Annotated in this window: 25 protein-coding genes; 10 read left to right on the top strand and 15 right to left on the bottom strand. The window is 74.2% G+C overall.

Going from position 1 to position 26,769, the window contains the following annotated elements; all coding sequences use genetic code 11:
- Positions 1–135 precede the first annotated feature (135 nt).
- The gene (locus SMD11_RS13910; RefSeq protein ID WP_003967346.1) at positions 136–342 is read left to right on the top strand and encodes a cold-shock protein; all 207 of its coding nucleotides are present in this window, start codon (positions 136–138) and stop codon (positions 340–342) included.
- A 443-nt stretch (positions 343–785) separates the two neighbouring features.
- Entirely contained in the window at positions 786–2,408 is a 1,623-nt protein-coding gene (gene groL / locus SMD11_RS13905) for a chaperonin GroEL (RefSeq protein ID WP_087926773.1), read from the top strand.
- Between the two features lie 11 nt (positions 2,409–2,419).
- On the opposite strand, the gene SMD11_RS13900 is transcribed toward groL, so the two are convergent.
- The 3 genes from SMD11_RS13900 to SMD11_RS13890 all read right to left on the bottom strand — a co-directional run bounded on the left by SMD11_RS13900 (position 2,420) and on the right by SMD11_RS13890 (position 5,916).
- Positions 2,420–3,940 (bottom strand): PTS transporter subunit EIIC, encoded by a 1,521-nt coding sequence (locus SMD11_RS13900; protein WP_087926772.1) that lies wholly within the window; start codon positions 3,938–3,940, stop codon positions 2,420–2,422.
- 28 nt (positions 3,941–3,968) lie between these two features.
- Positions 3,969–4,913, bottom strand: coding sequence for an N-acetylmuramic acid 6-phosphate etherase (gene murQ, locus SMD11_RS13895; RefSeq protein WP_087926771.1), 945 nt, complete (start codon positions 4,911–4,913; stop codon positions 3,969–3,971).
- Positions 4,914–4,986: 73 nt separating this feature from the next.
- Positions 4,987–5,916 (bottom strand): MurR/RpiR family transcriptional regulator, encoded by a 930-nt coding sequence (locus SMD11_RS13890; RefSeq protein ID WP_087926770.1) that lies wholly within the window; start codon positions 5,914–5,916, stop codon positions 4,987–4,989.
- Between the two features lie 63 nt (positions 5,917–5,979).
- On the opposite strand from SMD11_RS13890, the gene SMD11_RS13885 reads away from it, so the two are divergent.
- Positions 5,980–6,339, top strand: coding sequence for a hypothetical protein (locus tag SMD11_RS13885; protein ID WP_087926769.1), 360 nt, complete (start codon positions 5,980–5,982; stop codon positions 6,337–6,339).
- Positions 6,340–6,352: 13 nt separating this feature from the next.
- Positions 6,353–6,619, top strand: a complete 267-nt coding sequence (locus tag SMD11_RS13880; RefSeq protein WP_087926768.1) for a DUF4031 domain-containing protein — start codon at positions 6,353–6,355, stop codon at positions 6,617–6,619.
- Between the two features lie 94 nt (positions 6,620–6,713).
- On the opposite strand, the gene SMD11_RS13875 is transcribed toward SMD11_RS13880, so the two are convergent.
- Positions 6,714–7,379, bottom strand: coding sequence for a hypothetical protein (locus SMD11_RS13875; protein WP_087926767.1), 666 nt, complete (start codon positions 7,377–7,379; stop codon positions 6,714–6,716).
- A gap of 58 nt (positions 7,380–7,437) precedes the next feature.
- Between SMD11_RS13875 and SMD11_RS13870 the strand changes: the two genes are divergently transcribed.
- Positions 7,438–8,136 (top strand): copper homeostasis protein CutC, encoded by a 699-nt coding sequence (locus SMD11_RS13870; protein WP_087926766.1) that lies wholly within the window; start codon positions 7,438–7,440, stop codon positions 8,134–8,136.
- A 489-nt stretch (positions 8,137–8,625) separates the two neighbouring features.
- Here the strand turns inward: SMD11_RS13870 and SMD11_RS13865 are convergent, their stop codons facing one another.
- The gene (locus tag SMD11_RS13865; RefSeq protein ID WP_087926765.1) at positions 8,626–10,731 is read right to left on the bottom strand and encodes a HelD family protein; all 2,106 of its coding nucleotides are present in this window, start codon (positions 10,729–10,731) and stop codon (positions 8,626–8,628) included.
- 306 nt (positions 10,732–11,037) lie between these two features.
- On the opposite strand from SMD11_RS13865, the gene SMD11_RS13860 reads away from it, so the two are divergent.
- Positions 11,038–11,229: a hypothetical protein gene (locus SMD11_RS13860; protein WP_087930491.1), complete on the top strand. Its 192-nt coding sequence runs from the start codon at positions 11,038–11,040 to the stop codon at positions 11,227–11,229.
- A 9-nt stretch (positions 11,230–11,238) separates the two neighbouring features.
- Here SMD11_RS13860 and SMD11_RS13855 read toward each other — a convergent pair whose 3' ends face one another.
- A complete protein-coding gene (locus SMD11_RS13855) occupies positions 11,239–12,888 on the bottom strand; it encodes a DNA repair helicase XPB (protein WP_087926764.1) in 1,650 nt (549 codons plus the stop codon).
- Positions 12,889–13,223: 335 nt separating this feature from the next.
- Positions 13,224–15,860 (bottom strand): helicase C-terminal domain-containing protein, encoded by a 2,637-nt coding sequence (locus tag SMD11_RS13850; protein WP_087926763.1) that lies wholly within the window; start codon positions 15,858–15,860, stop codon positions 13,224–13,226.
- A 305-nt stretch (positions 15,861–16,165) separates the two neighbouring features.
- Here SMD11_RS13850 and SMD11_RS13845 point away from each other — a divergent pair, with 305 nt between their 5' ends.
- Positions 16,166–17,065, top strand: coding sequence for a hypothetical protein (locus tag SMD11_RS13845; protein ID WP_087926762.1), 900 nt, complete (start codon positions 16,166–16,168; stop codon positions 17,063–17,065).
- A gap of 280 nt (positions 17,066–17,345) precedes the next feature.
- On the opposite strand, the gene SMD11_RS13840 is transcribed toward SMD11_RS13845, so the two are convergent.
- From SMD11_RS13840 to SMD11_RS13830, 3 genes are read right to left on the bottom strand one after another with little or no spacing between them, the layout of a single operon-like run.
- Positions 17,346–18,194: an ABC transporter ATP-binding protein gene (locus tag SMD11_RS13840; RefSeq protein ID WP_087926761.1), complete on the bottom strand. Its 849-nt coding sequence runs from the start codon at positions 18,192–18,194 to the stop codon at positions 17,346–17,348.
- A complete protein-coding gene (locus tag SMD11_RS13835; RefSeq protein WP_199843873.1) occupies positions 18,191–19,258 on the bottom strand; it encodes a FecCD family ABC transporter permease in 1,068 nt (355 codons plus the stop codon). The genes SMD11_RS13840 and SMD11_RS13835 overlap by 4 nt, the downstream gene beginning before the upstream one ends.
- Positions 19,255–20,289, bottom strand: coding sequence for a FecCD family ABC transporter permease (locus SMD11_RS13830; RefSeq protein ID WP_087926760.1), 1,035 nt, complete (start codon positions 20,287–20,289; stop codon positions 19,255–19,257). The genes SMD11_RS13835 and SMD11_RS13830 overlap by 4 nt, the downstream gene beginning before the upstream one ends.
- 94 nt (positions 20,290–20,383) lie before the next feature.
- Here SMD11_RS13830 and SMD11_RS13825 point away from each other — a divergent pair, with 94 nt between their 5' ends.
- The gene (locus tag SMD11_RS13825) at positions 20,384–21,043 is read left to right on the top strand and encodes an HAD family hydrolase (RefSeq protein WP_087926759.1); all 660 of its coding nucleotides are present in this window, start codon (positions 20,384–20,386) and stop codon (positions 21,041–21,043) included.
- Here the strand turns inward: SMD11_RS13825 and SMD11_RS13820 are convergent.
- Positions 20,998–21,258 carry a hypothetical protein gene (locus SMD11_RS13820; protein WP_199843872.1) on the bottom strand — a complete coding sequence of 87 codons (261 nt, stop codon included), beginning with the start codon at positions 21,256–21,258 and terminating at the stop codon, positions 20,998–21,000. The two genes, SMD11_RS13825 and SMD11_RS13820, sit on opposite strands and share 46 nt — an antisense overlap.
- Before the next feature lie 198 nt (positions 21,259–21,456).
- Between SMD11_RS13820 and SMD11_RS37060 the strand changes: the two genes are divergently transcribed.
- Positions 21,457–21,840, top strand: coding sequence for a cold-shock protein (locus tag SMD11_RS37060; protein WP_087926757.1), 384 nt, complete (start codon positions 21,457–21,459; stop codon positions 21,838–21,840).
- Between the two features lie 27 nt (positions 21,841–21,867).
- Here the strand turns inward: SMD11_RS37060 and SMD11_RS13810 are convergent, their stop codons facing one another.
- From SMD11_RS13810 to SMD11_RS13795, 4 genes are read right to left on the bottom strand one after another with little or no spacing between them, the layout of a single operon-like run.
- A complete protein-coding gene (locus SMD11_RS13810; RefSeq protein WP_087926756.1) occupies positions 21,868–22,719 on the bottom strand; it encodes a 1,4-dihydroxy-6-naphthoate synthase in 852 nt (283 codons plus the stop codon).
- Positions 22,716–23,501, bottom strand: coding sequence for a futalosine hydrolase (locus SMD11_RS13805; protein ID WP_087926755.1), 786 nt, complete (start codon positions 23,499–23,501; stop codon positions 22,716–22,718). Before SMD11_RS13805 ends, SMD11_RS13810 begins: the two co-directional genes overlap by 4 nt.
- A 31-nt stretch (positions 23,502–23,532) precedes the next feature.
- Complete coding sequence (locus SMD11_RS13800; RefSeq protein ID WP_159395297.1) at positions 23,533–24,012, bottom strand: DUF2771 domain-containing protein; 480 nt, start codon at positions 24,010–24,012, stop codon at positions 23,533–23,535.
- 26 nt (positions 24,013–24,038) lie between these two features.
- On the bottom strand, positions 24,039–25,475 hold the full coding sequence (locus SMD11_RS13795; RefSeq protein ID WP_087930489.1) for an MFS transporter: 1,437 nt from the start codon (positions 25,473–25,475) through the stop codon (positions 24,039–24,041).
- 385 nt (positions 25,476–25,860) lie between these two features.
- On the opposite strand from SMD11_RS13795, the gene SMD11_RS13790 reads away from it, so the two are divergent.
- A complete protein-coding gene (locus tag SMD11_RS13790) occupies positions 25,861–26,769 on the top strand; it encodes a DUF3027 domain-containing protein (protein ID WP_087926753.1) in 909 nt (302 codons plus the stop codon).

Below are 26,769 nucleotides of genomic sequence, written 5' to 3'. Positions count from 1 at the left end.
CCGCGGTCGACGCGTTCCGGCGCACACCAACTGGGTTCGCCCTGCCGCTGGTGGGGGAGAGATCCGGGGGGTGAGGTCTGACCCGGGTCCGCGAAGTGCGGTCCTGCGCAAGGGCCAGTAATAGGGGAGTTAGGCATGGCTCAGGGCACCGTCAAGTGGTTCAACGCGGAGAAGGGGTACGGCTTCATCGCGGTCGACGGTGGTGCGGATGTTTTCGTCCACTACAGCGCGATCCAGATGGACGGTTACCGCACCCTCGAGGAGGGTCAGCGAGTCGAGTTCGAGATCTCGCAGGGCCAGAAGGGGCCGCAGGCGGACATGGTCAAGCTCGCCGTCGGCTGATCTCGGCGCATCGACCACACCAGGCTCACGAACGCTCGCGCGTGGGGCCCGCACCCGTCACCGGGTGCGGGCCCCACGTGTGTATCCGCACCGGTGTGGCTTCCCCGTCCCCTGGGTATCTCTCGCGCGTCCGCCCCGTCGCGGGCCCCTCGTGGGTGCGGTCCTGATGTCCACGCGCTTGCTCCCCCAGGTGCCACTCAGGGCTGGAACATACGCGGACCGCTTGCACTCGGTAGGGTCGAGTGCTAATCATTGGCGTTAGCACTCTCCGCGTGAGAGTGACAGATTTGGACCGTCGGTGAGGTCCGCAGGCCAGGTGGGGCAAGGAACCACCAGGCATGCAGGCCGTCCGTCGCGGGCGCCAGCGCGGTCCGGGAGCAATCCGCCCCCTGGCTCTGAACGAGCAGGGAGGTACCCCCATCGTCCTGGGAGGACCACTTCACATGGCCAAGATCATCGCGTTCGACGAGGAGGCACGGCGCGGTCTCGAGCGCGGGATGAACCAGCTCGCCGACGCCGTCAAGGTCACCCTCGGCCCCAAGGGCCGCAACGTCGTCCTCGAGAAGAAGTGGGGCGCCCCCACGATCACCAACGATGGTGTTTCCATCGCCAAGGAGATCGAGCTCGAGGACCCGTACGAGAAGATCGGCGCCGAGCTGGTCAAGGAGGTCGCGAAGAAGACGGACGACGTCGCCGGTGACGGCACGACGACCGCGACCGTCCTCGCCCAGGCGCTGGTCCGTGAGGGTCTGCGCAACGTGGCCGCCGGTGCCAACCCGATGGCCCTGAAGCGTGGCATCGAGAAGGCCGTCGAGGCCGTCTCCGCCGCCCTGCTCGAGCAGGCCAAGGACGTGGAGACCAAGGAGCAGATCGCCTCCACCGCCTCCATCTCCGCCGCCGACACCCAGATCGGCGAGCTCATCGCCGAGGCGATGGACAAGGTCGGCAAGGAAGGCGTCATCACCGTCGAGGAGTCCCAGACCTTCGGTCTGGAGCTGGAGCTCACCGAGGGTATGCGCTTCGACAAGGGCTACATCTCGGCGTACTTCGCCACCGACATGGAGCGTATGGAGGCGTCGCTCGACGACCCGTACATCCTGATCGTCAACTCGAAGATCGGCTCGGTCAAGGACCTGCTGCCGCTCCTCGAGAAGGTCATGCAGTCCGGCAAGCCGCTGCTGATCATCGCCGAGGACGTCGAGGGCGAGGCCCTGTCGACCCTGGTCGTCAACAAGATCCGTGGCACCTTCAAGTCCGTCGCCGTCAAGGCCCCGGGCTTCGGTGACCGCCGCAAGGCCATGCTCGGCGACATCGCCATCCTCACCGGTGGCACCGTCATCTCCGAGGAGGTCGGCCTCAAGCTGGAGAACGCCGGTCTCGACCTGCTCGGCCGCGCCCGCAAGGTCGTCATCACCAAGGACGAGACGACCATCGTCGACGGTGCCGGTGACAGCGACCAGGTCCAGGGCCGCGTCAACCAGATCCGTGCCGAGATCGAGAACAGCGACTCGGACTACGACCGCGAGAAGCTCCAGGAGCGCCTCGCGAAGCTGGCCGGCGGCGTGGCCGTCATCAAGGCCGGTGCCGCGACCGAGGTCGAGCTCAAGGAGCGCAAGCACCGCATCGAGGACGCCGTTCGCAACGCGAAGGCGGCCGTCGAGGAGGGCATCGTCGCCGGTGGTGGCGTGGCCCTGCTCCAGGCCTCCGCGGTCTTCGAGAAGCTCGAGCTCGAGGGTGACGAGGCGACCGGCGCCAAGGCCGTGAAGCTGGCCCTGGAGGCCCCGCTCAAGCAGATCGCCGTCAACGGTGGTCTCGAGGGTGGCGTCATCGTCGAGAAGGTGCGCAACCTGCCCGTCGGCCACGGCCTCAACGCCGCGACCGGTGAGTACGTCGACATGATCGCCGAGGGCATCATCGACCCGGCGAAGGTCACGCGCTCCGCGCTCCAGAACGCCGCGTCGATCGCCGCGCTGTTCCTCACCACCGAGGCCGTCATCGCCGACAAGCCGGAGAAGGCCGCCGCGGCCGCTCCGGGCGGCATGCCGGGCGGTGACATGGACTTCTGATCCCGCGAGGATCACTTGTCCTGAACGCTGTACGCCGAAGGCGGCACTCCCTGCGAAGGGGGTGCCGCCTTCGGCGCGTTCAGCTCCGCGACCCGCCCCTTGCCGAAGCCGAAGAAGTACGTCACCGCGAAGCCCGCCGCGTACCCCACCAGCAGCCCCGTCCCGTAGACCGCCACCGCCGGGCCCAGGCCGTGGCTGCCCCTGAGCAGCGGGAAGAGGGCCCAGCCCGAGGGGCCGATCGCGGTCGAGCCGACCACGTGGCCCAGCTGGTTGAGCAGGCCCACGAAGCCCCCGCCGAACGCGCCGCCCACGCACGCGGTGACGAACGGGCGGCCCAGCGGCAGCGAGACGCCGTAGATCAGCGGCTCCCCGATGCCCAGCAGGCCGGCCGGGAGCGCGGAGCGGATCGTCCCGCGCACCGAGCCGTTGCGCGGCAGCCGGGCGTAGACCGCGAGCGCCGCGCCGACCTGGCCCGCGCCCGCCATCGCCAGGATCGGCAGCAGGACGGTGTGGCTCTGCTGCTGGATCAGGGTCGTGTGGATGGGGATCAGCGCCTGGTGCAGGCCCAGCATCACCAGCGGCAGGAACAGCCCGCCCAGCACGAAGCCGGCCGCGGCGCCGCCCTCGCCGAGGAGCCGATCCGCGAAGTGGCCGATGGCCGTGGAGACCTCGCCGGCGACGAACATCAGCCCGTACAGGGTGGCGAAGCCGGCCACCAGCACCGTCAGCGTCGGGGTGACGAGGACGTCCAGGGCCTCCGGCACCCACGTCCGGCACCACCGCTCGACGTACGCGGCGAGCACGGCCGCCGCCAGCGCGCCCAGCACGCCGCCCTGGCCGGGCGCGAGCCGTTCGCCGAGGACGGTCACCCGGTCGACGCCCGGATAGACGATGATCGCCGCGACGGCGCCGCCCAGCACCGGGGTGCCGCCGAACTCCTTCGCCGCGTTGTAGCCGACGAACACCGCGATCAGCGACATGAAGCCGGACGCCACCGCGGCCAGCCCCGGGGCGAGCGCGGGCAGCCAGCGCAGGTTCGCCAGCAGCCCGGCCAGGCCCGCGACGATGCCGCAGCCGATCAGGGCCGGGATCAGCGGGACGAAGATCGCGGCGATCCGGCGCAGCAGGAGCTTCACCGGGGTGGCGTTGCGGGCCTTACGGGCGGCCCGGAGCGCGGACCCCCGCGCGGCGAGCGCCGCGGCGGTGACGGGCGCGGGCTCCTCGGCGGGGCCGGGTACGGGCTCTTCGGCGGGGCCGGGTACGGGCGCGGCCAGCCGCGCCAGCTCGGGGGTCACCCGGGCGACCGCGCCCGGCCCCAGGACGACCTGGTACGAGGTGCCGTCCTCGACGACGCCCAGCACCCCGGGCAGCGCCCGCAGCTCCGCGTCCCGGACCAGGGCGCGGTCCCGCAGCTCCAGGCGCAGCCGGGTCATGCAATGGGTGACGGACAGGACGTTCCCGGCGCCGCCCAGGAGGGGGAGCAGGGCGGCGGCGGTGGCGCTGTGCCGGTCCGCCGGTTCGTCTGGTGCCATGGTGCCTTGCCTGCGTGGGGCGCGGGGCTCAGCCCCGCGCGAGGTGGAGCGCCGCGCGCAGATGCCCGTCCGCCTCGTCCAGGAGCCGGGCGGCGGTGCGGCCGTCGACGCCGCCGAGGACGACGAGGATGGCGTTCTTCACCTCTCCTCCCGTCTCCTCCAGGGCGGCCTCGGTCTCGGCGTCGGAGGCGCCGGTCGCGAGCGCGACGATGCGCCGGGAGCGGGCGCGCAGCTTCTCGTTGGAGGCGCGGACGTCGACCATCAGATTTCCGTACGTCTTGCCGAGGCGGATCATCGTGATCGTCGAGAGCATGTTGAGGACGAGCTTCTGGGCGGTGCCCGCCTTCAGCCTGGTGGAGCCCGTGATGAGCTCGGGGCCCACCACGACCTCGATCGCGTGGTCGGCCGCCGCGCCCAGCGCGGAGCCGGCGTTGCAGGACAGCCCGATCGTCAGCGCGCCGGCCGCGCGGGCGTACTCGACGGCCCCGACGGCGTAGGGCGTGCGGCCGGAGGCGGAGACGCCGACGACGGTGTCGGCCGGTCCGACGCCGAGCGCGGCCAGGTCGCCGGCGGCCAGCTCCCGGCTGTCCTCGGCGCCCTCCACGGCCGTGACCAGGGCGGGCGCGCCGCCCGCGATCAGCCCGACGACCTGGGCCGGGTCGGTGTTGAACGTCGGCGGGCACTCGCTGGCGTCGAGCACGCCGAGCCGGCCGGCCGTGCCCGCGCCGGCGTAGACCAGGCGGCCGCCGCGGGCCATCCGGGCCGCGGTCGCGTCGATGGCGGCGGCTATCTCGGGGAGCCGGGCGGCGACGGCGGCGGAGACGGCCGCGTCCTCGCCGTTCATGAGCTGCGCGAGGTCCAGGGTCGGCAGCCGGTCGATGTCCGCGAGGTCCGGCCGGAACGCCTCGGTGGTGAGCGTGGCGAGCTCGGCGCGGAGGGCGGCGTGGGCCGCGGACGAAGCAGAGGGGGCCATGGGGGTTCGGCGCCTTTCCGTTGTTCGTCGGAGGGGGTGTCCGTCGCAGGCGGGTCAGCCGGTGGGGGCGGGGTCAGGGGGCGTGCCGGTGGGCCAGTGCCTCGTAGGAGTCGGACAGGGCGGGCGCGGCGGTCTCGTACGTCCGCTGCGCGACCCCGATGAACAGGCAGTCCACCACGAGGAGCTGGCTGGTGCGGCTCGACATGGCCGCCGGGCGCAGTTCGCTCTCCCGTGCGGAGGAGGTGGTGAGCACGTGGTCCGCGTACTGGGCGATCTCGCCCTGCGGGCGGCCGGTGATCGCGACGGTGGTCGCGCCGTGCTCGAAGGCGACCCGCAGCGGCTCGATGACGTCGGTGGTGCGGCCCGAGTGGGTGATGGCGACGGCCACGTCGCCGGCCCGCAGCTGGACGGCGTTGGTCACGGCCAGGTGGGGGTCGGCGGGGGCGTGCGCGAGCAGCCCGATGCGCAGCAGTTTCTGCACGAGGTCCTGGCCGACGAGGTTGGAGGCGCCGATGCCGTAGACGTCGATGCGGCGGGCGGTGGCGAGCGCGCCGACCGCGGCCTCCAGCTGGGCGGTGTCGAGCCCGGCGGCGGTGTCCGCCAGGCACTGGGCCTCCTCCTGGGCGAGCTTGGCGACGACCTCGGCGAGCGGGTCGTCCACGGCGATGTCGGCGGTGACGGCCGGGGCGCGGCCCGCCGCCTGCTCGGCCGCGAGGGCGGCGAGGGCGAGGCGCAGGTCGCGGTAGCCGGGATAGCCGAGGATCCGGGCGGTGCGGACGACGGTCGCCTCACTCGTACCGGTGCGTTCGGCCAGGCCGGTGACGGTGAGCGCGGCGGAGCCGGCCGGGTCGCCGGCGACGGCCTCGGCGACGCGCTGCATCGAGCGCGTCATGGAGGGGCCGAGCGTACGGACCTTGGCGGCCAGGGCGCCGGGCGCGGGCGGGGCGGAGGGCTGCGGCCCCGGGGGGACGTCTCCGAAAGTTTCTTTCAATTTGCTGCTCACCTTTTGAAAGGTATTTTCGGCCTGGTGAGCCGTCAACCCTCGCCGTCTTGGACAATGGACCGTATGGAGCTCGAACAGGCACTGCACACGGCGCGCGCCCTCGTCCTCGCCGATCTCGTCGCGGGTGAGGTGGCGGAGGCCGATGTGGTCTCCCTCGTGGAGGACGCGATCACGCACCGCCGGTGGTGGGTCGAGCAGTGGCCGGAAGGCGCCGCGTATCTGGTGGGCCTCGTCGCACAGGACGTGCAGGACGCCCTGCTGGAGCGGCACGGCCGCTGGCCGCTCTGCCCGGTCTGCACGGACTCCGGCGACCCGCACGCCCTGGAGGTCGAGCCCGAGCTGGGCGCCGACCCGCACTGGGCCTGCGCCAAGCAGGTCGTCCTGGTGGCGCCGGTGGGCTCGCTCGGGAAGGCGCTGCGGTGAGGCGGGCGCGCCGGTGACGCTGTACATCGACCCGCCCACCTGGCCCGGCCACGGCCGGATGTGGTCCCACCTGATCAGCGACGTGTCGTACGCGGAGCTGCACGCCTTCGCGGCCCGGCTGGGCGCGCCGCCGCGCGCCTTCGACCGCGACCACTACGACGTGCCGTCGACGTCCTACGGGCAGGCGGTGCGGATGGGGGCGCGGGAGGTGGGCAGCAAGGAGCTGGTGCGGCTGCTGGTGTCGGCTGGGTTGCGGCGGCCGAAGTACGAGCGCCCCTGAAGCGGTGCCTCAGGGGCGTGCGAGCCTCGGGTTCCGTGCCGTTCGCGCCTTCTGCTCTCTCTGTGCCTTCCGTTCTTTCCGCGCCTTCCGTGCCTCAGCCTTCGCCGAGCAGTTCCAGCTCCGTGGTGAGGTTCCGGCGCGCGACCGGTTCCCACCGCGACCGCCCCAGCGGGGTGCGGAAGAGCAGCGGCAGCCCCAGGAGCTGCCGCAGCACGGCGGCCCGCCCCTGGCGGAAGGCCGCGTCGGGCACGAAGCCGTACTCCTCGCGGACGGCCGCCGCGTAGGCCGCGTACTCCTGCGGGGCGCCCGCCAGGACGGCGAGGTCCGCGTCGCAGAGCACCTCGCCGTCGTGGTCGCCCGGCGCGGGGTCGTGGCCGACGGTGAGCCGCACGAGACGGGCGACCTCGGCGGTGCGCCGCGCGTCCAGGCCGAGCTCGGGCAGGGCGCGCTCGGCGAGGTGGGCGCTGCGCTCCTCGTTCTCGGAGCGGTCCGGGCGGTAGACGGCGTCGTGGAACCAGGCCGCGAAGCGGACGGTGTCGGCGTCGTCGGCGTGCGCCGAGAGCTCGTCGACGCGGTCCAGGACCGCCGTGAGGTGATCCACCGTGTGGTACCGGCGCTGCGGCTCCGACCAGCGGCGCAGCAGGTCGTCGGCGTACGGGCCGGGGTCCGGGCCGGCGGTGCCCGGGCGGGTCCGCGCGACGGTCTCCCGCCAGCGGGCGCGCAGGGCGGGGCCGGACGGGTGCTCGTACACAGATGCCATGGGCCAATTGTGGGGCACGGCTTTCGACGCGGGCCGGGGGTGTGGCAGTCTTTGTTACATGTCTAGACCAATTCTTGAGGTGATCGCGCTCGACTCCGAGGACGCGAGGGCGGCGGAGGCCGGTGGGGCCGACCGCCTCGAACTGGTCACCGACATGGCCGCGGACGGGCTCACGCCCGCCCTGGAGACCTTCGCGGCGGTGCGCGCCGCCGTCGGCATCCCCGTCCGGGTGATGCTGCGGGACACGGACGGCTTCTCGGCGGGCGGCGCGGCCGCGCTGGAGCGGCTGTGCGGGTCCGCCCGGGCGCTGGCGGCGGAGGGGGCGGACGAATTCGTGTTCGGCTTCCTCACGGACGACGGCCGTGCCGACCTCACGGCGGTGACCGCCCTCGCCGAGGCGATCGGGCCGCGGGCGCGCTGGACGTTCCACCGCGCGATCGACCGCGCGGCGGACCGCGACACCCTCCGCAAGCAGCTCGCGGACCTGCCGGGCCTGGACACGTACCTGACGGCGGGCTCGCCGACGGGCGTCGAGGACGGCCTCCCCACGCTCCTCACGGAGGCGTCCCGCGGCGACGAACCGGGCTACGAACCCCGCATCCTCGTCGGCGGCGGACTCCAGCTGCCGCATGTGCCCGCACTGCTGGCGGCCGGGATCACCGCTTTCCACATCGGCGGCGCGGCCCGGCCGGAGGGGTGGGGGCGGCCGGTGTCGGCGGCGGCGGTGGGGGTTTGGCGGGAGGCGCTTGGCGGGTAGCGGGTTTGTTGCCGGGTGCGGCGCCATTTCCCGCTGCGGTGTCCGCTGCGCGGGGCTTTCAGGTCGGTGCCGGGCCGGAGGGGTGGTCGCCGGGCTGCTTCGCTTTACGCCCGGCGACCACCCCTCCGGCCCGTCCCCTCCTGCGGGTGGGTGGGGAAAGACGCGGGGGCTGAGCCGCACATGTCGGCTGACCGTGACCACAGCTGTTTTTCACCCCCCACTCACGGGAGGGGGCGGGCCTGCGCGGGTGGTGTCGGGACGTAAAGCGAAGCAGTCCCGACACCACCCGCGCAGGCCCGACACCGCCACGGTGAACGCCCCGCGCAGCGGGACCCGCCCGCGCAGCGGAAACAACGCCGCACCCGGCAACGCACCCGCCCCCGCGCAGCGGACCCCGCAGCGGGAAACGGCGCCGCACCCGAAAACGAACCCGCAGCGGCCGGCAACGAACAGAGGCCGGATGGCGTCACCGCCCCGGGAAGGGGGCCGTCACCCCAACTGCCCCGGCAACCCCTCCGCATGCACCACCGTCAGCCCCGACACCGCCCGCGTCAGCGCCACGTACAGCCGCCGCAGACCCGTCCGTTCGTCCGGTTCGCCCGCGACGACCTGGGACGGTTCGTCCAGGACCACGTAGTCGTACTCCAGGCCCTTGGCCAGGGTCGCCGGGACCAGGGTCAGGCGGGAGTCCGCCGAGGTCTCCTCGCCGGGGGCGAGGAACGGCAGGCCGGCGGTGCGCAGGGTCTCCGCCAGGGGCGCGACGCGGGCGTCCGCCGCGATCAGGCCGATCGAGCCCTCGCGTTCCAGGGCCTCGCGGCAGGCGGTGACGACCGCCTCGTCGCGCGCCTCCGGGGCCACCTCCCGCACCGAGAAGTCGCCCGCCGTCTCACGCACCGACGTGGCCTCGGCGAGGCCGGGTGCGATGGCCGGCAGCAGCCGGGACGCGTAGGCGATCACCTCGCGCGGCACGCGGAAGCCCTGCGTGAGTTCCTCCACCGCGGCGTCCGGCTTGCCCAGGTGGGTCAGGGCCTCGGCCCAGGTCGGCGTCGCCCACGGCGTCGTGCCCTGCGCGAGGTCGCCGAGGATCGTCGCCGAACCCGTCGTGCAGCGGCGGCCGACCGCGCGGTACTGCATGGGGGAGAGGTCCTGGGCCTCGTCCAGGACGACGTGGCCGAGCGACGGCGTCCGGGCGACGAGGTCGGCCGCCTCGTCGATCAACACCGCGTCCGCCGCCGACCACTTGGCGGACCGCGCGCTCCGGGCGGGCTTCGCCCAGAGGATCTCCGCCTGTTCCCCGGCCGTCAGGACGCCCTCCGCGTGCCCCGCGAGGAACTCCGCGTCGGACAGCAGCCGCAGCACCAGCTTCGCCGGATCGACCGCCGGCCAGAGCGTCTTGACCGCGGCCTTCACCGCGGCGTTCCGCGCCACCGCGTCCTGCACCCGGTCGTCGGGCGCCTCGCCCGCCTCCTCCATCCGTACGAGCACCGCGTGCGCGATCCGCTGCGGCAGGGCCTCGCGGGCGGCGCCGTAACGGATGTCGCGGGCCAGGAGCTCCCGCACCATCTCCTCGATCTCGCACGCCGGCACCCGCCAGCGCCGCGAGCCGCGCACCACGACGACCGCCTCGTCCGGCATCGTCACCCCGGACCGCACCGCGCGCCGCAGCACCTCGGCCATGCGGGCGTCGCCCTTGAGGCGGGCCGCGGCGGGGGAGTCCTCGCCGCGCACCTCGACATGGGCGACCAGGTCGTCGACCGTGGCCTGTGCCACGTTCAACTCGCCCAGGGCGGGCAGTACTTGCTCGATGTAGTGGAGGAAGGACCGGTTCGGTCCGATGACGAGCGTGCCCGTACGGGCGAGCCGCTCGCGGTGGGCGTAGAGCAGGTACGCGACACGGTGCAGGCCGACGGCGGTCTTCCCGGTGCCCGGGGCGCCCTGGACGCACACCGTGCCGCCGATGCCGGCGCGGACGATCTCGTCCTGCTCCGGCTGGATCGTCGCGACGATGTCCCGCATCGGGCCGACGCGCGGCCGCTCGATCTCCGTCTGGAGGAGCCGGCTCGCCTGCTCCTCGCCGGCCGCGTCCGTGAGGTCCTCGTCCTCGTAGGCGGTCAACTCGCCGCCGGTGTAGCCGAAGCGGCGGCGCGTCCGCACGTCCATCGGCTCCTTCTTGGACGCCCGGTAGAACGGCTGCGAGACGGGTGCGCGCCAGTCGATGACCATGGGGTCGCCGTCGGCGTCGTGGACGTGCCGGCGGCCGATGTAGAAGCGCCCACCCGTCTCCCGGCCACCGCCCCTGCCAGAGGCGCTTCGCGCCGCCCCTCCTGATGCCCCGCCCTCCGCCTGCTCCGCGCCGGGCGCGTGCAGATAGTCCAGCCGGCCGAAGAACAGCGGGGTGTGCGCGAGGTCGGCGAGCGCGGTGATGCGGTCCTCGATCTGGCGCTCCAGGACGGCGGCGTTCACCCAGTTCGCGGTGACGTCCTTGATGTCCAGGGCCTCGACGTCGGCGCGCATGGCGCGCAGCGCGGCACGGGAGGAGGAGAGGTGGGCGCGCTCACGCGCGAGGGGGTCGTTCGGGACTTGCTGGGCGGGCACGGCGGAGCCTCCGGGCGAACGGCGGTTGCTGAAGGTGGTGCGTGGACCCGCCGGTTTCCGTCCGGTCGGTGGCGCTCCCGGCGCGCCGGGGCGCGCGGGAGGCGGCAAGGCGGACGATTGTAGCCACCACGGAAGAGGCCCGCGAATGGTTTTCCGTCCGGTGCGCCGGGCGTACCCCGGGGCGTCTCAGGGTCGCCCTCCCCCTTACGTAGGGGGCGGCATGGTCCTGTGGTCCCAGGGACGGGCGGCGGCTTTTACACCGGCAGGGCGATGTACGGCGAAGGCGCGGAAACCATCATGGAACACATGAACACCGCGTCCCTCACCCCCACCGCCCAGGGCGCCCACGCGGGCGCCACCGCCCTCCACGACGGCGCGGACCACCCCCGCCACGGCCTCGGCAACGCCCTCCGCGTGCTCAAGGTCTTCGCGGGCGCGGCCGTGAGCGTCGTCCTCCTCGGCGAGTACAGCGACAAGCGGGCCGTACGCACCGTCTGACCCGTACGGCTACGCGTCCTCGCCGGTCAGCAGCGCGTCCGCGTCCACGATCCGGTACGCGTACCCCTGCTCGGCCAGGAAGCGCTGGCGGTGCGCCGCGAAGTCCTGGTCGACCGTGTCGCGGGCGACCACCGAGTAGAAGCGGGCCTCGTGCCCGTCCGCCTTCGGGCGGAGCACCCGGCCGAGCCGCTGCGCCTCCTCCTGGCGGGAGCCGAACGTGCCGGACACCTGGATGGCGACCGTCGCCTCCGGCAGGTCGATCGAGAAGTTCGCGACCTTCGAGACGACGAGGACCGAGATCTCGCCCTGCCGGAAGGACTCGAAGAGCTTCTCCCGCTGCGCGTTCGTCGTCTCGCCCTTGATGACGGGCGCGTCCAGGTGCTCGCCGAGCTCGTCCAACTGGTCGATGTACTGGCCGATGACGAGCGTCTGCTCGCCCCGGTGCTTGCGCACCAGCGCCTCCGTGACCTTCCGCTTGGTGGCGGTCGTCGCGCAGTAGCGGTACTTCTCCTCGGTCTCCGCCGTCGCGTACGCCAGCCGCTCGTGGTCCGTGAGGTTCACCCGGACCTCGACGCAGTCGGCGGGCGCGATGTAGCCCTGCGCCTCGATCTCCTTCCACGGGGCGTCGAAGCGCTTCGGGCCGATCAGCGAGAAGACGTCCGACTCGCGGCCGTCCTCGCGCACGAGGGTGGCCGTCAGACCGAGGCGGCGGCGCGCCTGGAGGTCGGCGGTGAACTTGAAGACCGGCGCCGGCAGCAGGTGCACCTCGTCGTAGACGACCAGGCCCCAGTCCCGGGAGTCGAACAGCTCCAGGTGCGGGTAGATGCCCTTCCGCTTGGTCGTGAGGACCTGGTACGTGGCGATGGTGACCGGGCGGATCTCCTTCCGCGTCCCCGAGTACTCGCCGATCTCGTCCTCGGTCAGGGACGTCCGCTTCACCAGCTCGTGCTTCCACTGCCGCGCCGAGACGGTGTTGGTGACGAGGATCAGCGTGGTCGCCTTGGCCTGCGCCATCGCACCCGCGCCGACCAGCGTCTTGCCGGCGCCGCAGGGCAGCACGACGACGCCCGAGCCGCCGTGCCAGAAGCCCTCCACGGCCTGCCGCTGGTACGGGCGCAGCGTCCAGCCGTCCTCCTCCAGCTCGATCGGGTGCGCCTCGCCGTCGACGTAGCCCGCGAGGTCCTCGGCGGGCCAGCCCAGCTTGAGCAGCGTCTGCTTGATCTGCCCGCGCTCGGAGGGGTGCACGGCGACCGTGTCGGCGTCGATCCGGGCGCCGACCAGCGGCTGCACCTTCTTCGACCGGAGGATCTCCTCCAGCACCGGCCGGTCCGTGCTCTCCAGCACCAGCCCGTGCACGGGGTGCTTCATCAGCTTGAGGCGCCCGTAGCGGTCCATCGTCTCGGCGATGTCGACCAGCAGCGCGTGCGGCACGGGGTACCGGGAGTGGGTGACCAGCGCGTCGACGACCTGCTCGGCGTCGTGCCCGGCGGCCCGGGCGTTCCACAGGCCGAGCGGGGTCAGGCGGTACGTGTGGATGTGCTCCGGCGCCCGCTCCAGCTCCGCGAAGGGGGCGATGGCGCGGCGGCACGCGTCCGCCTGCTCGTGGTCCACCTCCAGAAGCAGCGTCTTGTCGCTCTGGACGATGAGAGGTCCGTTCACGCGCTGGGCCCTTTCCGCTAGCGGTCGGCCGGTACGGACGCCGGGGCGGCGCCGTAAGGCCAAACGTCCAGTGTGCCCCATGCGGGGGAAAGGCGGGGCGGGAGCCGTGCGGGCGCGGGCGGAACCGTGGTCGGGGGCGGGCCGGTCCGGCCGGGCCGCCCCCTGGGTGCGGGCGCCTAGAGGAGCGCGATCGTGGAGAACAGGACAGTAGCGATACGACGCACGGGTCTCCCCTGCTTTCTGTCGCCTTTCGGATGCGTTTCGTGACTGTTCGACCCGTGGCTGCCCACGGTGGGGCGAGGCACACCCGCCGTCCCCCGTGGGGGTGAGGGAAATCAGACGGAGTCGTCCACCAGTTCGGCCACGCCCGTGATCCGGTGCAGCGGATACGTGCGGATCTCGTCCGCCGTGTGGTCGTACGCCGTCACGAAACCGCCCTCCACCCGCACCGGTGCGATCACCCGCTGGCTCGCCGCGCCCTCCGCGTTCACATAGCCGATCCAGACGGCCGCGCCCGTCAGCACCGCGGCCTGGACCGTCGCCAGGGTGTCGGCGGACGTCGTGCGCGGCAGGCCGCCGGAGGCCTGGGCCGGGGCGGCCGTGGGCCTGCGTTCGGCCGTGGACGCCATGTCGCCCGCGCGGATCGCCCGCACCGCGGCGCCCAGCAGCGTCGGGTCGGGGACGGGCGGGCCCTCCGGCACCGGGGCGGGTGCCGTGCGCGGCGGGGTGCGGTGGGCGTCGGCGCGGGTGACCACGACGTCGCCCTCCGCCGACTCCGCCGCCGGCGCGTAGCCCATGGCCCGCAGGCCGTCGAGGAGGGCGTCGGGCGCGACCTGCGCCGCCAGCACCGTCGGCGCCAGGCGGCGCGGCCGCAGCGGGGCGGAGCGCCGGTCGGCGAGGATCTCCGCCAGCACGGCCTCGTCGTCGCAGCGCACGTACGAGGAGGCCGCGCCCACCCGCAGGTGGCCGTGGCGGCGGGCCACGTCGTCGATGAGGTACGAGAGCGGCTGCGGCACGGGCGTACGCGAGTGCTCCGTGAGGAACGACTTCAGGTCCGTCGCCGTCCGCCCCGCGTCCAGCGCGCGCCGCACGGACCCGGGCGTGAAGCGGTAGACCGTCGCGCCGCCCTTGGACTCGATGTCGGCCAGCACTCCCAGGGTCTGCGCGAGGGGCCGTCGCAGCGGGCCCGGGGCCACCGCCGTGAGGTCCGCCTGGAGCAGCACGTGGTCGAGCGGCTCGGGCAGGAGCGGCGCGAGCCGCGCCGCCGCCCGTGTGGCCGCGGCCCCCAGCTCGGCCTCGCCGGCCGGGCGCCACGGCGCCGGCGTGGTCTCCGCGCCGCCGCCGGCCTCGGTCCCGAGCAGGGCGCGGCCGTGGTCCGTGAGGGCGCCCCGGTTGGTGACGCCCAGCATCTCGGCCTCGGTCAGGGTCCAGAGCGCCAGGCGGGAGCGGAGGTCGTCATGGGACACGTGCGGCTGCGGTCCGGGAGCGGCCGCGGTGGGCGGCCGGGTGCCCGGTGCGGCGGCCTGCGCGGCCCCCGCCTGGCCGCCCGTCACCGTGCCGCGCGGCGGGCGCTCCCAGTGCAGCCGCCTCAGCAGCGTCTCCGGCGTGACCGACCCGCCCGCGGGCAGCGTCGCCAGCAGCGCCAGCACCCGGTGGCGCACCTCCGGCGCCGGCGCGCGGTCCAGGTCCGGGCCGAGCGCCGCGAGCGTACGGGCCTTGGCGTCCCGGCCGCCGACCGGGCCCGCCGTACGGGTCGACGCCAGCCACGCCGTCGCCAGGCGCGTCCACCGCTGCTCCGCCGGCAGCAGCAGCCAGTCGTCGTAGGCCGGCGTCGGGGCGTACCGCTCGTCGACCTCGCCGTCGGACGCCAGCAGCCCCGCCGCGTACGCCAGCTCGGTCCAGAAGGCCGCCGCCTGCTCCGTCGTGTCCAGCGCGGCCGCCGTCCGCTTCAGGTCGCGCACGCTCAGCCCGCCCGCCCGCAGCACCAGCGGGCCGCCCGTCTCCCAGCCCTTCAGCAGGTCCTCGACGGTCGTCAGCGCCGTGAACGCCTGCCCGGCCGCCGTCGCGTCCACCACCCGCGGGGAGTGCTCGGTGACCGGCGCCAGCTCCGGGGCCACCGGCTCCGGGTACCGGTGCGCGCGCCCGGCACGCAGGTGCAGCGCCACCTCGCGGGGCAGCAGCACGCTCCCCGGACCGGCCGACAGCAGCAGCCCGCGGTCCAGCAGCCAGCGCAGGTGCGCCGCCGGCTCGGCCGTCACCGTGCCGTACGGCGGCCCCCAGACCAGGCGCCCCAGCACCGCCGTCGCCTCCGCCGGGGCGGTGTCCAGCAGCTCCGACATCCGCGCCCGGTCCTCGAACAGCTCCGTCAGCGCCGCGACCGCCGTCACCGGGTCGTGCGTCGCGGGCAGCCCCGCCGCCGCGATGATCTGCTGCACCCGGCCCGGCGACATGCCCGCCGTCGCCTCGGCCACGGACGGGCCCAGGCCCGTCGGGGAAGGGTGCGCCGGGCTCGGCGCCAGCAGCTCCCGCACCGTGCGCACCAGGCGCAGCCGGTCCTCGCCGCCCCAGACCAGCGCCTGGTCGCGCAGGGCCGCCACGGCGCGCGGCAGCTCGGCCGCGATCCTCGGGTCCTCGGGCGCGTCCCCGCCCATCAGGGCGTCCAGCGTGGCGTACGGGCACGGGTCCGGCGCCACGGCCAGGGCCTCCGCGACCTGGAGCGTGAACCGGTCCAGGCGCTCCAGCGCCCGTACGACGGAGGCGCGGGTGCCGGCCCGGGTCGCGAGCTGGGTGAGGTCGCCCGGGACGGGGTTGAGTAGATCGGGGCGGGCGCGCAGGAGGCCGGCGAGGGAGTCGTCGGGGCGGCCGCGGAGCTCTTCGGCGAGCGTCCGGGCGGAACCGGGGGAGGGGGCCGTGGCGGGTGCTCCTCCCGTGCGGGGTCCGCTCGTGTGCTTCTCCGGCCGCGACGTGGTCATTCTGCTTACGGTACCGGGTCGCTGCGCTGTACTGGGCTGTTGTCCGTGCGGCGCCGTCGCGGTGCTGTTCCTTGGTGATGCCGCTGCGCGGGGCGTTCACCTGTGCGGGGCCGGGCCTGCCCGGCCCCTCCCGTGGGTGGGTGGGGGGAGGAGGAAGTGGTGCGTTCCCGGGATGGGCGGGCGCCGCCCGGTAGCCCACGGGACCTGCCCGCCAGGCCGGTGAACGTCCGGGATTCCCTCCGTCGGCCCCGTGGCGAAGCGGTACCTTCGGGGCAGGAACGCGGCTGGTGGTCTGAGGGGTTTCGGTGGGGATCGAGAGCGATCAGCTTGTTTACGACTATCTGAGCCGGGTCGGCGACATCGCCCAGCGGCAGTCGCTCACCTCCGGCGACCGGATGCGGCTCGTCTCGCGGCTGCGTACGGAGATCGAACGCCGCCGCTCCTCCGAGGGCGCCGACACGCCGAACGCCGTGCAGCGTATTCTCGCCGACCTCGGCAGCCCGGACGAGGCCGTGGCCGGGGCCGGGGCCGCCGGGAGCGACAGCGGCAAGGTGCCCGCGCCGCGCCGGGAGGGCGAGGCCGCCCGCGCCGCGGCCCCCGCGCCGCAATACTTTCCCGCGGCGGACGGGACGGGGCCGGCCGCCGGTGCGCCGGACTGGTGGCGGGTCGAGCCCGGCCCGTTCCCGGGCGGCGCGTCCGCGCCGATGCACGGTTTCACCGGCGGCATCGAGGTCCCCGAGATACTGAAGCCGCCACCGCACGACGCCCCGCCGGGCGACCCGGGCGGGCGGGGTGAGGAGGACGAGGTGGCCGAGGAAGCCGAGGAGGACGGGCCGCGCCGGCTCAGTCTGCTGCGCCGCCCCGACGGCGCCCCCGTCCCGCCGCTGCTCCTGATCGTCGCCCTGTTGCTGCTCGTCGGCGCCGCGCTGGGCAACTGGATCGTGCTCGCCGTCGGCTGGGGCCTGGCCTACCTCACCCGCAAGCTCTCCCACACCGAGTCGCAGTGGGCGGTCGTGGTCCTGCCGGGCCTGACCGTCGCCGCCGGCGTGGTCTGGCTGTGGGGGCGCACCGAGGGCCGCTGGGGCGAGCCCGTCCCGTCGGGCGGGCTGGGCCCGGCCCTGGCCGACACCTGGCCCTGGGTCATCCGCGTCGCCGCCGTGGCCTCGGCCCTCTATGTGACGTGGCGGGCCCGGCGCCCCGGCTGACCGGGCATGCCGTACGGCCCGGCGGGCCTTTCCCCTGCCCGCCCCTTCCCGTAACCGGGCCTCAAGTTCCCCCGGCTACCGCTGGGAGGCGCCCCCGGACGGGCTGAGTCGTCGCCTGGAACCGGGCAGGAAAGCCGGCCTCGGACAGGGGCGAAGTCCAGCCCGGCTGACGTGGCACGGATGGCCGCCCCGCTGATCCGGCCCGCACGGGACGTGGCCGCGTGACGGCCGCGCGGCCGGTTGCGGCGCCGTACGGGATGACGAGCGCGCCGCCGGCCCCTCAGCCCCCGACGCTCTCCGCCCCCACCGGCTCCGCCGTCCCCTCCGGCATCGCCCACGGCATCCCCGGCACCACCAGCGGCCCGCCCGTCACCGGGTCCGGGACGACCACCGACTCCAGGCCGAAGACCTCGCGCACCAGCTCCGCCGTCACCACCTCCGACGGGGCGCCCTGCGCCACGATGCGGCCCGCCTTCATCGCGACCAGGTGGTCGGCGTAGCGCGCCGCCTGGTTGAGGTCGTGCAGGACGGCCACGACCGTCCGGCCGCGCTCGTGGTTGAGGCGGCGGCACAGGTCCAGGACCTCCACCTGGTGGGATATGTCCAGGTATGTGGTCGGCTCGTCCAGGAGCAGCAGGTCCGTCTCCTGCGCCAGGGCCATCGCGATCCACACGCGCTGCCGCTGGCCGCCCGAGAGCTCGTCCACGGCCCGCTCGGCGAGGGCCGCCGTGTCCGTGCGCTCCATCGCGTCCGTGACGGCGCGCTCGTCCTCGTCCGACCACTGCTGCCACCAGCGCTGGTGCGGCTGCCGGCCGCGGGCGACCAGGTCCGCGACGGTGATGGCCTCGGGCGCGACGGGCGTCTGCGGCAGCAGGCCCAGCGAGCGGGCGATGTCCCGGGTGGGGATGCGGGCCAGCTCGTTGCCGTCCAGGAACACCGCGCCGCGCTGCGGCTTCAGGAGCCGGCCGAGGGCCCGCAGCAGCGTCGACTTGCCGCACGCGTTGGGGCCGACGACGACCGTGACCTTCCCGTCGGGGATGTCCACGTCGAGGCCGTCCACGACCACGCGCTCCTCGTAGGCGAGCGTCAGGTCGCGGGCGGTGAGCCGGGGGTTCGTCCGCTCGGTCACGCTCTTCCTCCGGTACGGCCCCTGATGATGAGCCAGATGAGATACGGGGCGCCGACGGCGGCGGTGAGCACGCCGACGGGGAGTTCGGTGGGTTCGAACAGCTTGCGGCCCAGCAGGTCCGCGAGGACGACGACGAGCGCGCCCGTCAGGGCCGAGCACAGCAGCGGGATCTGCGCGGTGCGGGTCACCCGGCGGGCCAGCTGGGGCGCGAGCAGCGCCACGAAGTCGACCGGGCCGGCCGCGCCCGTGGCGACGGAGGCCAGCAGCACGCCGAGCAGCGCGAGCCCGAGCCGGGCCCGGTTCAGCCGCACGCCGAGCGCCGTCGCCGTGTCGTCGTCCATGGACACCGTGCGCTGCGCCCGCGCCGCCCAGCCGATGAAGGGCAGCAGGGCGAGCAGCGTCCAGGCCAGCGGGGTCGCCTCGGCCCAGCCGCGGCCGTTGAGCGAGCCGGTCATCCACACCTGGGCCTGCTGGGCGACCAGGTAGTCGCCCTTGGTCATGAACAGGTGGGAGAGGGAGCGCAGCGCGACGGCGAAGCCGATGCCGATGAGGACGAAGCGGGTCGCGTGCAGGCCGCCGCGCCAGGCGAAGGCGTAGACGAGGACGGCCGCGAGGAGCCCGCCGAGGACGGACACGTAGGGGAGGACGGCGTACGAGGTGACGCCGAAGGTCAGCGCGCCGACCGTCAGGGCGCTCGCGCCCTGGCTCACACCGATGATGTCGGGGCTGGCCAGCGGGTTGCGGGCGACGGTCTGGATCAGCGCGCCGGCCACCCCGAACGCGGCGCCCACCAGCAGCCCCACCGTCATCCGGGGCAGCCGCAGGGTCCCGACGACCAGCTCGGCGTCGGTGGGCTGTCCGAACACGGCCTTCAGGGCCTCGCCGGGCGCGACGAACGACTTGCCGACGCACAGGTACGCCAGGCAGGCGGCCGCGAGCAGGAGGGTCAGGACGAGCGCCGTGGCGGTGGCCCGCCGGTGCACGAGGAAGGAGCCGCGTCCGGCCCGGACGAGGGCGTAGCCGGCGGGGCGGACGCCCGGCCGGGAGCTCAGGGTGGTGCTCACGCGGCCACCGCCTTGCGGCGGCGGACCAGGGCGATGAGGAAGGGGACGCCGATCAGGGCCGTCATCACCCCGGACGGCACCTCGCCCGGCGGGAAGATCACCCGGCCCGCGGTGTCGGCGAGCAGCAGGACGACCGGGCCGAGGAGCGCCGTCATCGGCAGCAGCCAGCGGTGGTCGCCGCCGATCAGGGCGCGGGCGATGTGCGGCACGGCGAGGCCGATGAAGGCGATCGGGCCCGCGGCGGCGACGCCGATGCCGGTGAGGACGGTGGCGCCGAGGCCGCCGACGATCCGTACGGCCGCGATGTTCTGCCCGAGGCCCTTGGCGACGTCCTCGCCGAGCGCCAGCGCGTCCAGACCGCGTGCCACGGACGCCACCATCACGGCGCCGACCAGCAGGAACGGCCAGATCTGGGCGGCGAGGACGTGCTCGCCGCCGGACAGCGAGCCGACCTGCCAGAAGCGGAACCGGTCCAGGACCGCGGCATGGGTGGCGAGGACGGCGTGCACGACGGCGACGATCAGCGCGTTGACCGCGGCACCGGCCAGCGCCAGCTTCACCGGCGAGGCGCCGCCCCGGCCGCGCGAGGCGATCGCGTAGACGGCGACGGACGCCAGCGCGGCGCCCGCGAACGCCCACCACACGAAGCCCGTCAGGGTCTGCACCCCGGCCAGTGTGATCGCCGCGACGACGCCCAGCGAGGCACCCTGGCTGATGCCGAGGATGCCGGGGTCGCCGATGGGGTTGCGGGTGAGGCCCTGGAGGACCGTGCCGGCCAGGCCGAGGGCGGCGCCGACCATCAGGCCGATGAGGGTGCGCGGCAGCCGCATGTCACGCACGACCAGGGCGTCCCGGCTCTGATCGTCATGCAGGAGGGCGTCGAGCACCTGGCCGGGGGCGACCGGCCGGGCCCCTACCGCGAGGCTGAGGACCACCGCGACCAGCAGGGCGACGGCCGCGGCCACCGTCCAGCCGATGCGGCGCCGGACCAGAGGCGATCCGGGTGTGCTGATCGGGACGGCGGCTGACATCGCTTCCACTTCGGGCTGTGCGGGGGTGGGTCACGGAGCTCGGGGGTGAGGTGGGGCTCAGTCTACGGGCGGGCCCTCACGGCAGAATGTGGGCATGACCCCGCTCGCGCGCGCACCCCGGTTCACGGTCGGCTTCGATCTCGATCTGACCCTGATCGATTCCGTTCCCGGCATCAGGGCCTCCTACGAGTCGCTCGTCGCCACCACCGGGACGTACATCGACGTCGACCTGGTGTGCGCCCGGCTGGGCCCGCCGCTGGAGCAGGAGCTGGCCAACTGGTTCCCCGCGGACGGCGTCGCCGAGGCCATGGAGCTCTACCGCTCGGTCTACCCCACGCTCGGCATCCACACCTCGCCCGCCATGCGGGGCGCGCGGGAGGCCCTCGCGGCGGTGCGGGAGCTCGGCGGGCGCTCCGTCGTCGTCACCGCGAAGTACGAGCGCAACGCCCGGCTCCACCTGGACCACCTCGGCCTCGACGCCGACGCGCTCGTGGGCGACCTGTGGGCGGAGGGCAAGGCGGTGGCGCTGCGCGAGCACGACGCGACCGTCTACGTCGGGGACCACACGGGGGACGTGCGCGGCGCGCGTAAGGCGGGTGCGCTGTCGGTAGCGGTGGCCACCGGGCCGTGCGACGCGGACGAACTGCGCGCGGCCGGCGCGGACGTGGTCCTCGACGACCTCACGGCCTTCCCCGGCTGGCTGCGCGGCTACCGCGCGGAGACGGTCGGCGCGGTCACCGACTCCCTGGCCTGACGGCGCTGCGCGGCGATCGACCGCAGCACCCCGGCACCCGCGATCAGGAAACCCGCCCCCATCAGCATGCAGACGAAGTACGCTGCGGACGGCAGCGGATCGGCGCCCAGGAACAGCGGGGCGACCGTCGCCAGGGTGGCCACCGCGCCGACGAGGAAGACGATGGCGCCGATGCGTACCAGGAGATCCCCGTCGTGGGGAGTTTCGCTACTCACCTGACCAGGGTAGATCCCAAGGCGTCGGCGTGAAGGCCCCATCGCCGCACGGACGAGGACGTCTTGTCAGCGGGCCCGGGACCATTAGCCTTGGGGGGAGCGGGTCTTGCGACCCGCTGTAGTGCTATCAAGAGCTGTTTTTCCGTTGATTGCAGACGTTTTCCGTATTTCCGACGAGACACGAGGACGAGGACAGACGTGCCTACCGGCAAGGTCAAGTGGTTCAACAGTGAGAAGGGCTTCGGCTTTCTCTCCCGCGACGACGGCGGAGACGTCTTCGTGCACTCCTCGGTGCTCCCGGACGGGGTCGACGCCCTCAAGCCCGGCCAGCGCGTCGAGTTCGGCGTCGTGGCCGGCCAGCGCGGGGACCAGGCACTGACGGTGACGCTGCTCGAACCCGCCCCGTCGGTCGCCGCGGCCCAGCGCCGCAAGCCCGACGAGCTGGCGTCGATCGTCCAGGACCTCACCACGCTCCTGGAGAACGTCACCCAGCAGCTGGAGCGCGGCCGCTACCCCGACAAGGCCCACGGCTCCAAGATCGCCGGCATGCTCCGCGCGGTCGCCGACCAGCTCGACGTCTGACGGGTCAGGGACCCGACGTCCGACGGCTCAGGGAAAAGCGAGCGCGTCCGGGCCGAGGGGCGGTACGAGCCCTTCGGCCGCGGCGCGGGTGAGCAGCCCGCGCACCGCCGCGTAGCCGGCCTCGCCGAGGCCGGCCGTGAATTCGTTGACGTACAGCCCGATGTGCTGGTCCGCCACCGCCGGGTCCATCTCCTGCGCGTGCTCCAGCACGTACGACCGCGAGGCCTGCGGATCGTCCCAGGCCATCCGCACGGACGTGCGGGCCGCCTCCGCCAGCTCCCGCAGCCGCTCCGCGCCCAGCGAGCGCTTCGCGATGATCGCGCCCAGCGGGATCGGCAGCCCGGTGGTGGACTCCCAGTGCTGCCCCATGTCGGCCAGGCAGTGCAGGCCGTAGTTCTGATACGTGAAACGGGCCTCGTGGATCACCAGACCGGCGTCCACCTTGCCGTCCCGGACCGCCGGCATGATCTCGTGGAACGGCAGGACGACCACCTCGCCGACCCCGCCCGGCACCTCGGCCGCCGCCCACAGCCGGAAGAGGAGGTACGCCGTCGAGCGCTCGCTCGGCACGGCCACCGTCCTCCCCGCCAGCTCCGCCGGGTCACCCGCCTCGCGGGTCAGCACCAGCGGGCCGCAGCCCCGGCCCAGCGCGCCACCGCACGGCAGCAGCGCGTACTCCTCCAGCACCCAGGGCAGCACCGCGTACGACACCTTGAGCACGTCGAACTCGCCGCGCTCGGCCATCCCGTTGGTGACGTCGATGTCCGCGAAGGTCACGTCGAGGGCGGGCGCGCCCGGGACCCGGCCGTGCGCCCACGCCTCGAAGACGAAGGTGTCGTTCGGGCACGGCGAATACGCGATGCGCAGCGGCTCGCTCATGTTCCGGCCTCGGCTTTCTCCGCGGCGTACGCGGCGAGTGCGGGGGAGACGGCGCGGAAGGCGCCGGTGAGCGCGGTGAGCGCGTCGCCGATCCGCCAGGCGGCGCGGTCGCGGGGGCCGACGGGGTTGGAGACGGCGCGCAGCTCCAGGGCGGGCACCCCGTGCGCCGCGGCGGCCTCGGCCACCCCGAAGCCCTCCATGGCCTCGGCCAGCGCGTCCGGGTGCGCGGCGGCGAGCTCGGCCGCGCGCGCGGCGGAACCGGTCACGGTCGACACGGTCAGCACCGTGCCCCGCCGCGCGCCGGTGGCCTCGGCCACGGCCCGCACCAGCGGCTCCGGCGGCCGGTGCGCCACCGTCCCGAAGCCCAGGCCGGTGACCGGGACGAAGCCCTCGGGCGTCTCGGCGCCCAGATCCGCCACGACGATCGCGTCGGACACCACGAGGGAGCCCACCGGGGCGCCCTCGACGCCACGGCCGGCGCCCACGAAGCCACCGCCGATGCCCGCCGAGACCACCAGGTCGTACGGGCTGCCGGCGAGCTCGGCCGCCACCAGCGCGGTCGCCGCGCCCGCGGCCGCCGCGGCGGGCCCGACACCGGCCGCCAGCACGTCCACGACCGGCGGGAACGCCTCCGGCGCGGCCGGGACGGGGCGGAGCAGCGCGAAGCCCGGCAGGGGGATCTCCAGCGGCTCCGCGGCGCTGTCGCCGTAGGCGTCGCCGGCCGCGCCGCGCACGACGGCGTCGCGCTCGGCGGCTACGGCGGTGACGACGAGTACGCGCATCAGCGGGGCGTCCTTACGGCAGGCGGGACGGTCAGCCCTTGTCCAGCTCAAGCTTGAAGTTCCACACGCCGTCCTTGGTGAGGACGGTGAGGATGGTGGAGTCGTCGACGCGCTGAGCCTGCTGGTTCACGAACAGGGTGTCGCCGTTGAGCGTGGTGTAGGTCTGCTTCAGCTGGTTGGTCCGCTGGACCGGGCCCATGGGACCGCTGGTCAGCGCGACCCAGCCCTTGTCGGCGATGTCGGGCTCGACGCCGAGGCGGACCTTGTCGCCGTGCTTGACCTTGATGGTCTTCGGCGTCTTGTCCTTGACGCAATCGTTGATCGCCTTCTCGTCGAGGTCCTTGCCCTCGTCGTAGCAGGCGGCCTCGGCCGTCACCGTGGTGGAGCCGACGGTCACCGTCGCCAGAGGCGTCGGCTTGTCGCAGGCGGAGAGAGCCAGGAGCCCGAAGGTCACGGCCCCGGCGGCGGCAGCGGCACGGCGGCGCTTGCCCCGAAAAAACGCAGCGGTCATGCGGGCAGGCTATCGGGCCCCTCCGCTCAGGCCACGCGCGGGTGCGGCGAGCCGCGCCGGGCCGCCGTCAGCAGCCCCCGTACGGCAGTGGCCACGCCCAGCGCGAGCACCCCGGCGGCGACCGCCATCCCCAGCACTCCGTGGAGCGGGAGCAGGATCCCGATCGCCCCGCCGACCACCCAGGACATCTGGAGCAATGTCTCCGAACGGGCGAACGCGGACGTCCGGACCTCCTCCGGCACGTCCCGCTGGATCAGCGAGTCCAGCGACTGTTTGCTCAGGGCCTGGGCGATGCCGGCCGTGGCCGCGACGACGACCAGCATGAACGCGCTGAACAGCGCCGCGCTGAGCACCGCGACCCCCATCGTCACCGTCAGCACCAGCGCGATCGTCTTCTCCGGCCCGCGCGAGCGCAGCAGCGCCCCGATCGCCGTGCCCAGGGCGTTCCCGCCGCCCGCCGCCACCGCGACCACGCCCAGCGAGAAGGCCGGGCCCATCCCGCCGAGCGGGTGCACGCGCAGCAGGAACGCCAGGAAGAAGGTGAGGAAGCCCGACAGGACGCGGATCGCGCTGTTCGCCTGGAGCGCGTGCAGCACCGAGCTGCCCACGGTGCGCAGGCCGGGCCGGGGCTGCCGCTCCTTGCGGCCCTTGCGGTCCTTCCTGCCCTCCCGGTCCCGGCGGGGCCGCCACCTGCCCTCCGGGGCGCGCAGGTGGTGCTGCCGGGGCTCGCCCGAGACCAGCCGGGCCCGCGCCTCGCCCTTCGCCGAGTCCACCTTGTGCGGCAGCGAGAAGGAGAGGACCGTCCCCAGGACGAACACGACGAATGCCCCGTACAGCGGGTATTCCGGTCCGAAATGGTGCAGCCCCGCGCCCAGCGGGGCCGCCAGCCCCGTGGCGGCCAGGCCGCCGAGCGTCACCCGGCTGTTCGCCTTCACCAGGGAGATCCGGGGCGGCAGCAGCCGCGGCACCACCGCCGACCGCACCACGCCGTACGCCTTCGACGCGACCAGCACGCCCAGCGCCGCCGGATACAGCTCCAGACCGCCCGTCGCCACCGCGCCCGACATCGTCAGCGCCAGCAGCGCCCGGGTCAGCATCGAGCCCGCCATCGCCGCCCGGCGGCCGTGCGGCAGCCGGTCCAGCAGCGGCCCGATCACCGGTGCCAGCAGCGCGAAGGGCGCCATCGTCACCGCCAGGTACAGCGCCACCCGGCCGCGCGCCTGGTCCGTCGGCACGGAGAAGAACACGGTGGACGCCAGTGCGACCGTGATCATCATGTCGCCCGCGGAATTCACCGCGTGCAGCTCGATGAGCTTGCCCAGCCCGGACTCGCCCGCGCCGTGCGCGTGCGTGGCCTTGCGGACGCCCCGCGCCACCCACGCGAAAGGGCTGCGCAGGACGCGGCCGGCGCCCCGGGCCGTACGGCGGAGCGGACCGCCTTCGGCTGACCGGATGGCTCCCACCACGCCATACTGCCCCAACTGGCATCGCGGAGGGCACTTTCGGCGCATCCACGGGAGCCACGGGTCACCCGCCGGGCCGCCCGCCACGCCCGCGCCGCACCGCCGGCACGCCCTCGCCATGTCATATGGCCGGGGGGCTCGCCGAAGCCCGGGTATCCCCCGGGTGTCCTCGCGGGGTAGCGTGCGTAGCGCGCCACCGGTGGTCGTTCTTGGCCGCGCTCCGAGTCTCGATCCCGCAGAATGGGAGTGACTAGGTGCGCCCGAGGCCGTTCGGGCGCGGACGTCGACGCGGTCCTCCGGTCCGCTCCGTCCGCCGACCCGGCCGTTCGGCTGGCGCACTCGTGAGACGGCGTGGAAGAGAGAATCGATTCTTGTGAGTGCTGCGATGCGAAGCCGTACCCCGGACCGCCTGTGCGCCGAGGCGGTCGAACTCGCCCGGGCGGCGGCCGAGGAGGCCGCGCTGCCGGGCATGGTCGGCGACCACGTGGAGGTCGCCGCCGACGGGGACCGCGTCGTCACCCACTACTTCGCCTGCCTCGACCCCGGCTACCGCGGCTGGCGCTGGGCCGTCACCGTCGCCCGCGCCTCCCGCGCCAAGAACGTCACCCTCGACGAGACGGTCCTGCTGCCCGGCACCGACGCCCTGCTGGCCCCCGAGTGGGTGCCCTGGAGCGAGCGGCTGCGCCCCGGCGACATGGGCCCCGGCGACCTGCTGCCCACCGAGGCCGACGACCTGCGCCTGGAGCCCGGCTGGACGGGTGAGGACACCCCGCCGCCGAACTCCGCCCTCGCCGAGGAGATGGACCGGCTGGCCGAGGCCGAGGACGCCGACGTCACCGTCGGCTCGCCGGCCACCCAGGCCGCCCCGCCCGCCCGCGGCTCGATCGCGGCCGTCGCGGAGGAGCTCGGCATGCGCCGCGCCCGGGTCCTCTCGCGCTACGGCCTCTACACCGCCGCCGACCGCTGGGACGAGTCGCACGGCGCGAAGACCCCGATGGCCCAGGCCGCCCCGGCGTCCTGCGTCAGCTGCGGCTTCCTCGTCCGCATCGGCGGCTCCCTGGGCCAGGCCTTCGGCGTCTGCGCCAACGAATTCGGCCCCGCGGACGGCCACGTCGTCTCCCTGGCGTACGGCTGCGGCGGCCACTCCGAGGCCGCGGTCATGCCGAAGCCGCCGCGGCCGTCGGAGCCGGTCATCGACGAGACGCGGGTGGACCCGCTGCCGCTGCGGCCGTCCTCGGCGGGGTCCGTGCCGGTGGAGGCGGACGGGGTGGGAGCGGAGCTCGGGCACTCCTGA

Origin of the sequence: Streptomyces albireticuli, assembly GCF_002192455.1 — a bacterium.
Classification (GTDB): domain Bacteria; phylum Actinomycetota; class Actinomycetes; order Streptomycetales; family Streptomycetaceae; genus Streptomyces; species Streptomyces albireticuli_B.
The sequence above is the reverse complement of the archived record's forward strand: the minus strand, read 5'-3'. Positions and strand labels throughout refer to the sequence as shown.

Bases quoted from the DNA above. Each gene is read 5' to 3' on its own strand.
- SMD11_RS13910 (WP_003967346.1), top strand. From the start codon at position 136: ATGGCTCAGGGCACCGTCAAGTGGTTCAACGCGGAGAAGGGGTACGGC.
- groL (WP_087926773.1), top strand. From the start codon at position 786: ATGGCCAAGATCATCGCGTTCGACGAGGAGGCACGGCGCGGTCTCGAG.
- SMD11_RS13900 (WP_087926772.1), bottom strand. From the start codon at position 3,940: ATGGCACCAGACGAACCGGCGGACCGGCACAGCGCCACCGCCGCCGCC.
- murQ (WP_087926771.1), bottom strand. From the start codon at position 4,913: ATGGCCCCCTCTGCTTCGTCCGCGGCCCACGCCGCCCTCCGCGCCGAG.
- SMD11_RS13885 (WP_087926769.1), top strand. From the start codon at position 5,980: ATGGAGCTCGAACAGGCACTGCACACGGCGCGCGCCCTCGTCCTCGCC.
- SMD11_RS13875 (WP_087926767.1), bottom strand. From the start codon at position 7,379: ATGGCATCTGTGTACGAGCACCCGTCCGGCCCCGCCCTGCGCGCCCGC.
- SMD11_RS13870 (WP_087926766.1), top strand. From the start codon at position 7,438: ATGTCTAGACCAATTCTTGAGGTGATCGCGCTCGACTCCGAGGACGCG.
- SMD11_RS13860 (WP_087930491.1), top strand. From the start codon at position 11,038: ATGAACACCGCGTCCCTCACCCCCACCGCCCAGGGCGCCCACGCGGGC.
- SMD11_RS13850 (WP_087926763.1), bottom strand. From the start codon at position 15,860: ATGACCACGTCGCGGCCGGAGAAGCACACGAGCGGACCCCGCACGGGA.
- SMD11_RS13830 (WP_087926760.1), bottom strand. From the start codon at position 20,289: ATGTCAGCCGCCGTCCCGATCAGCACACCCGGATCGCCTCTGGTCCGG.
- SMD11_RS13825 (WP_087926759.1), top strand. From the start codon at position 20,384: ATGACCCCGCTCGCGCGCGCACCCCGGTTCACGGTCGGCTTCGATCTC.
- SMD11_RS13810 (WP_087926756.1), bottom strand. From the start codon at position 22,719: ATGAGCGAGCCGCTGCGCATCGCGTATTCGCCGTGCCCGAACGACACC.
- SMD11_RS13805 (WP_087926755.1), bottom strand. From the start codon at position 23,501: ATGCGCGTACTCGTCGTCACCGCCGTAGCCGCCGAGCGCGACGCCGTC.
- SMD11_RS13800 (WP_159395297.1), bottom strand. From the start codon at position 24,012: ATGACCGCTGCGTTTTTTCGGGGCAAGCGCCGCCGTGCCGCTGCCGCC.
- SMD11_RS13790 (WP_087926753.1), top strand. From the start codon at position 25,861: ATGCGAAGCCGTACCCCGGACCGCCTGTGCGCCGAGGCGGTCGAACTC.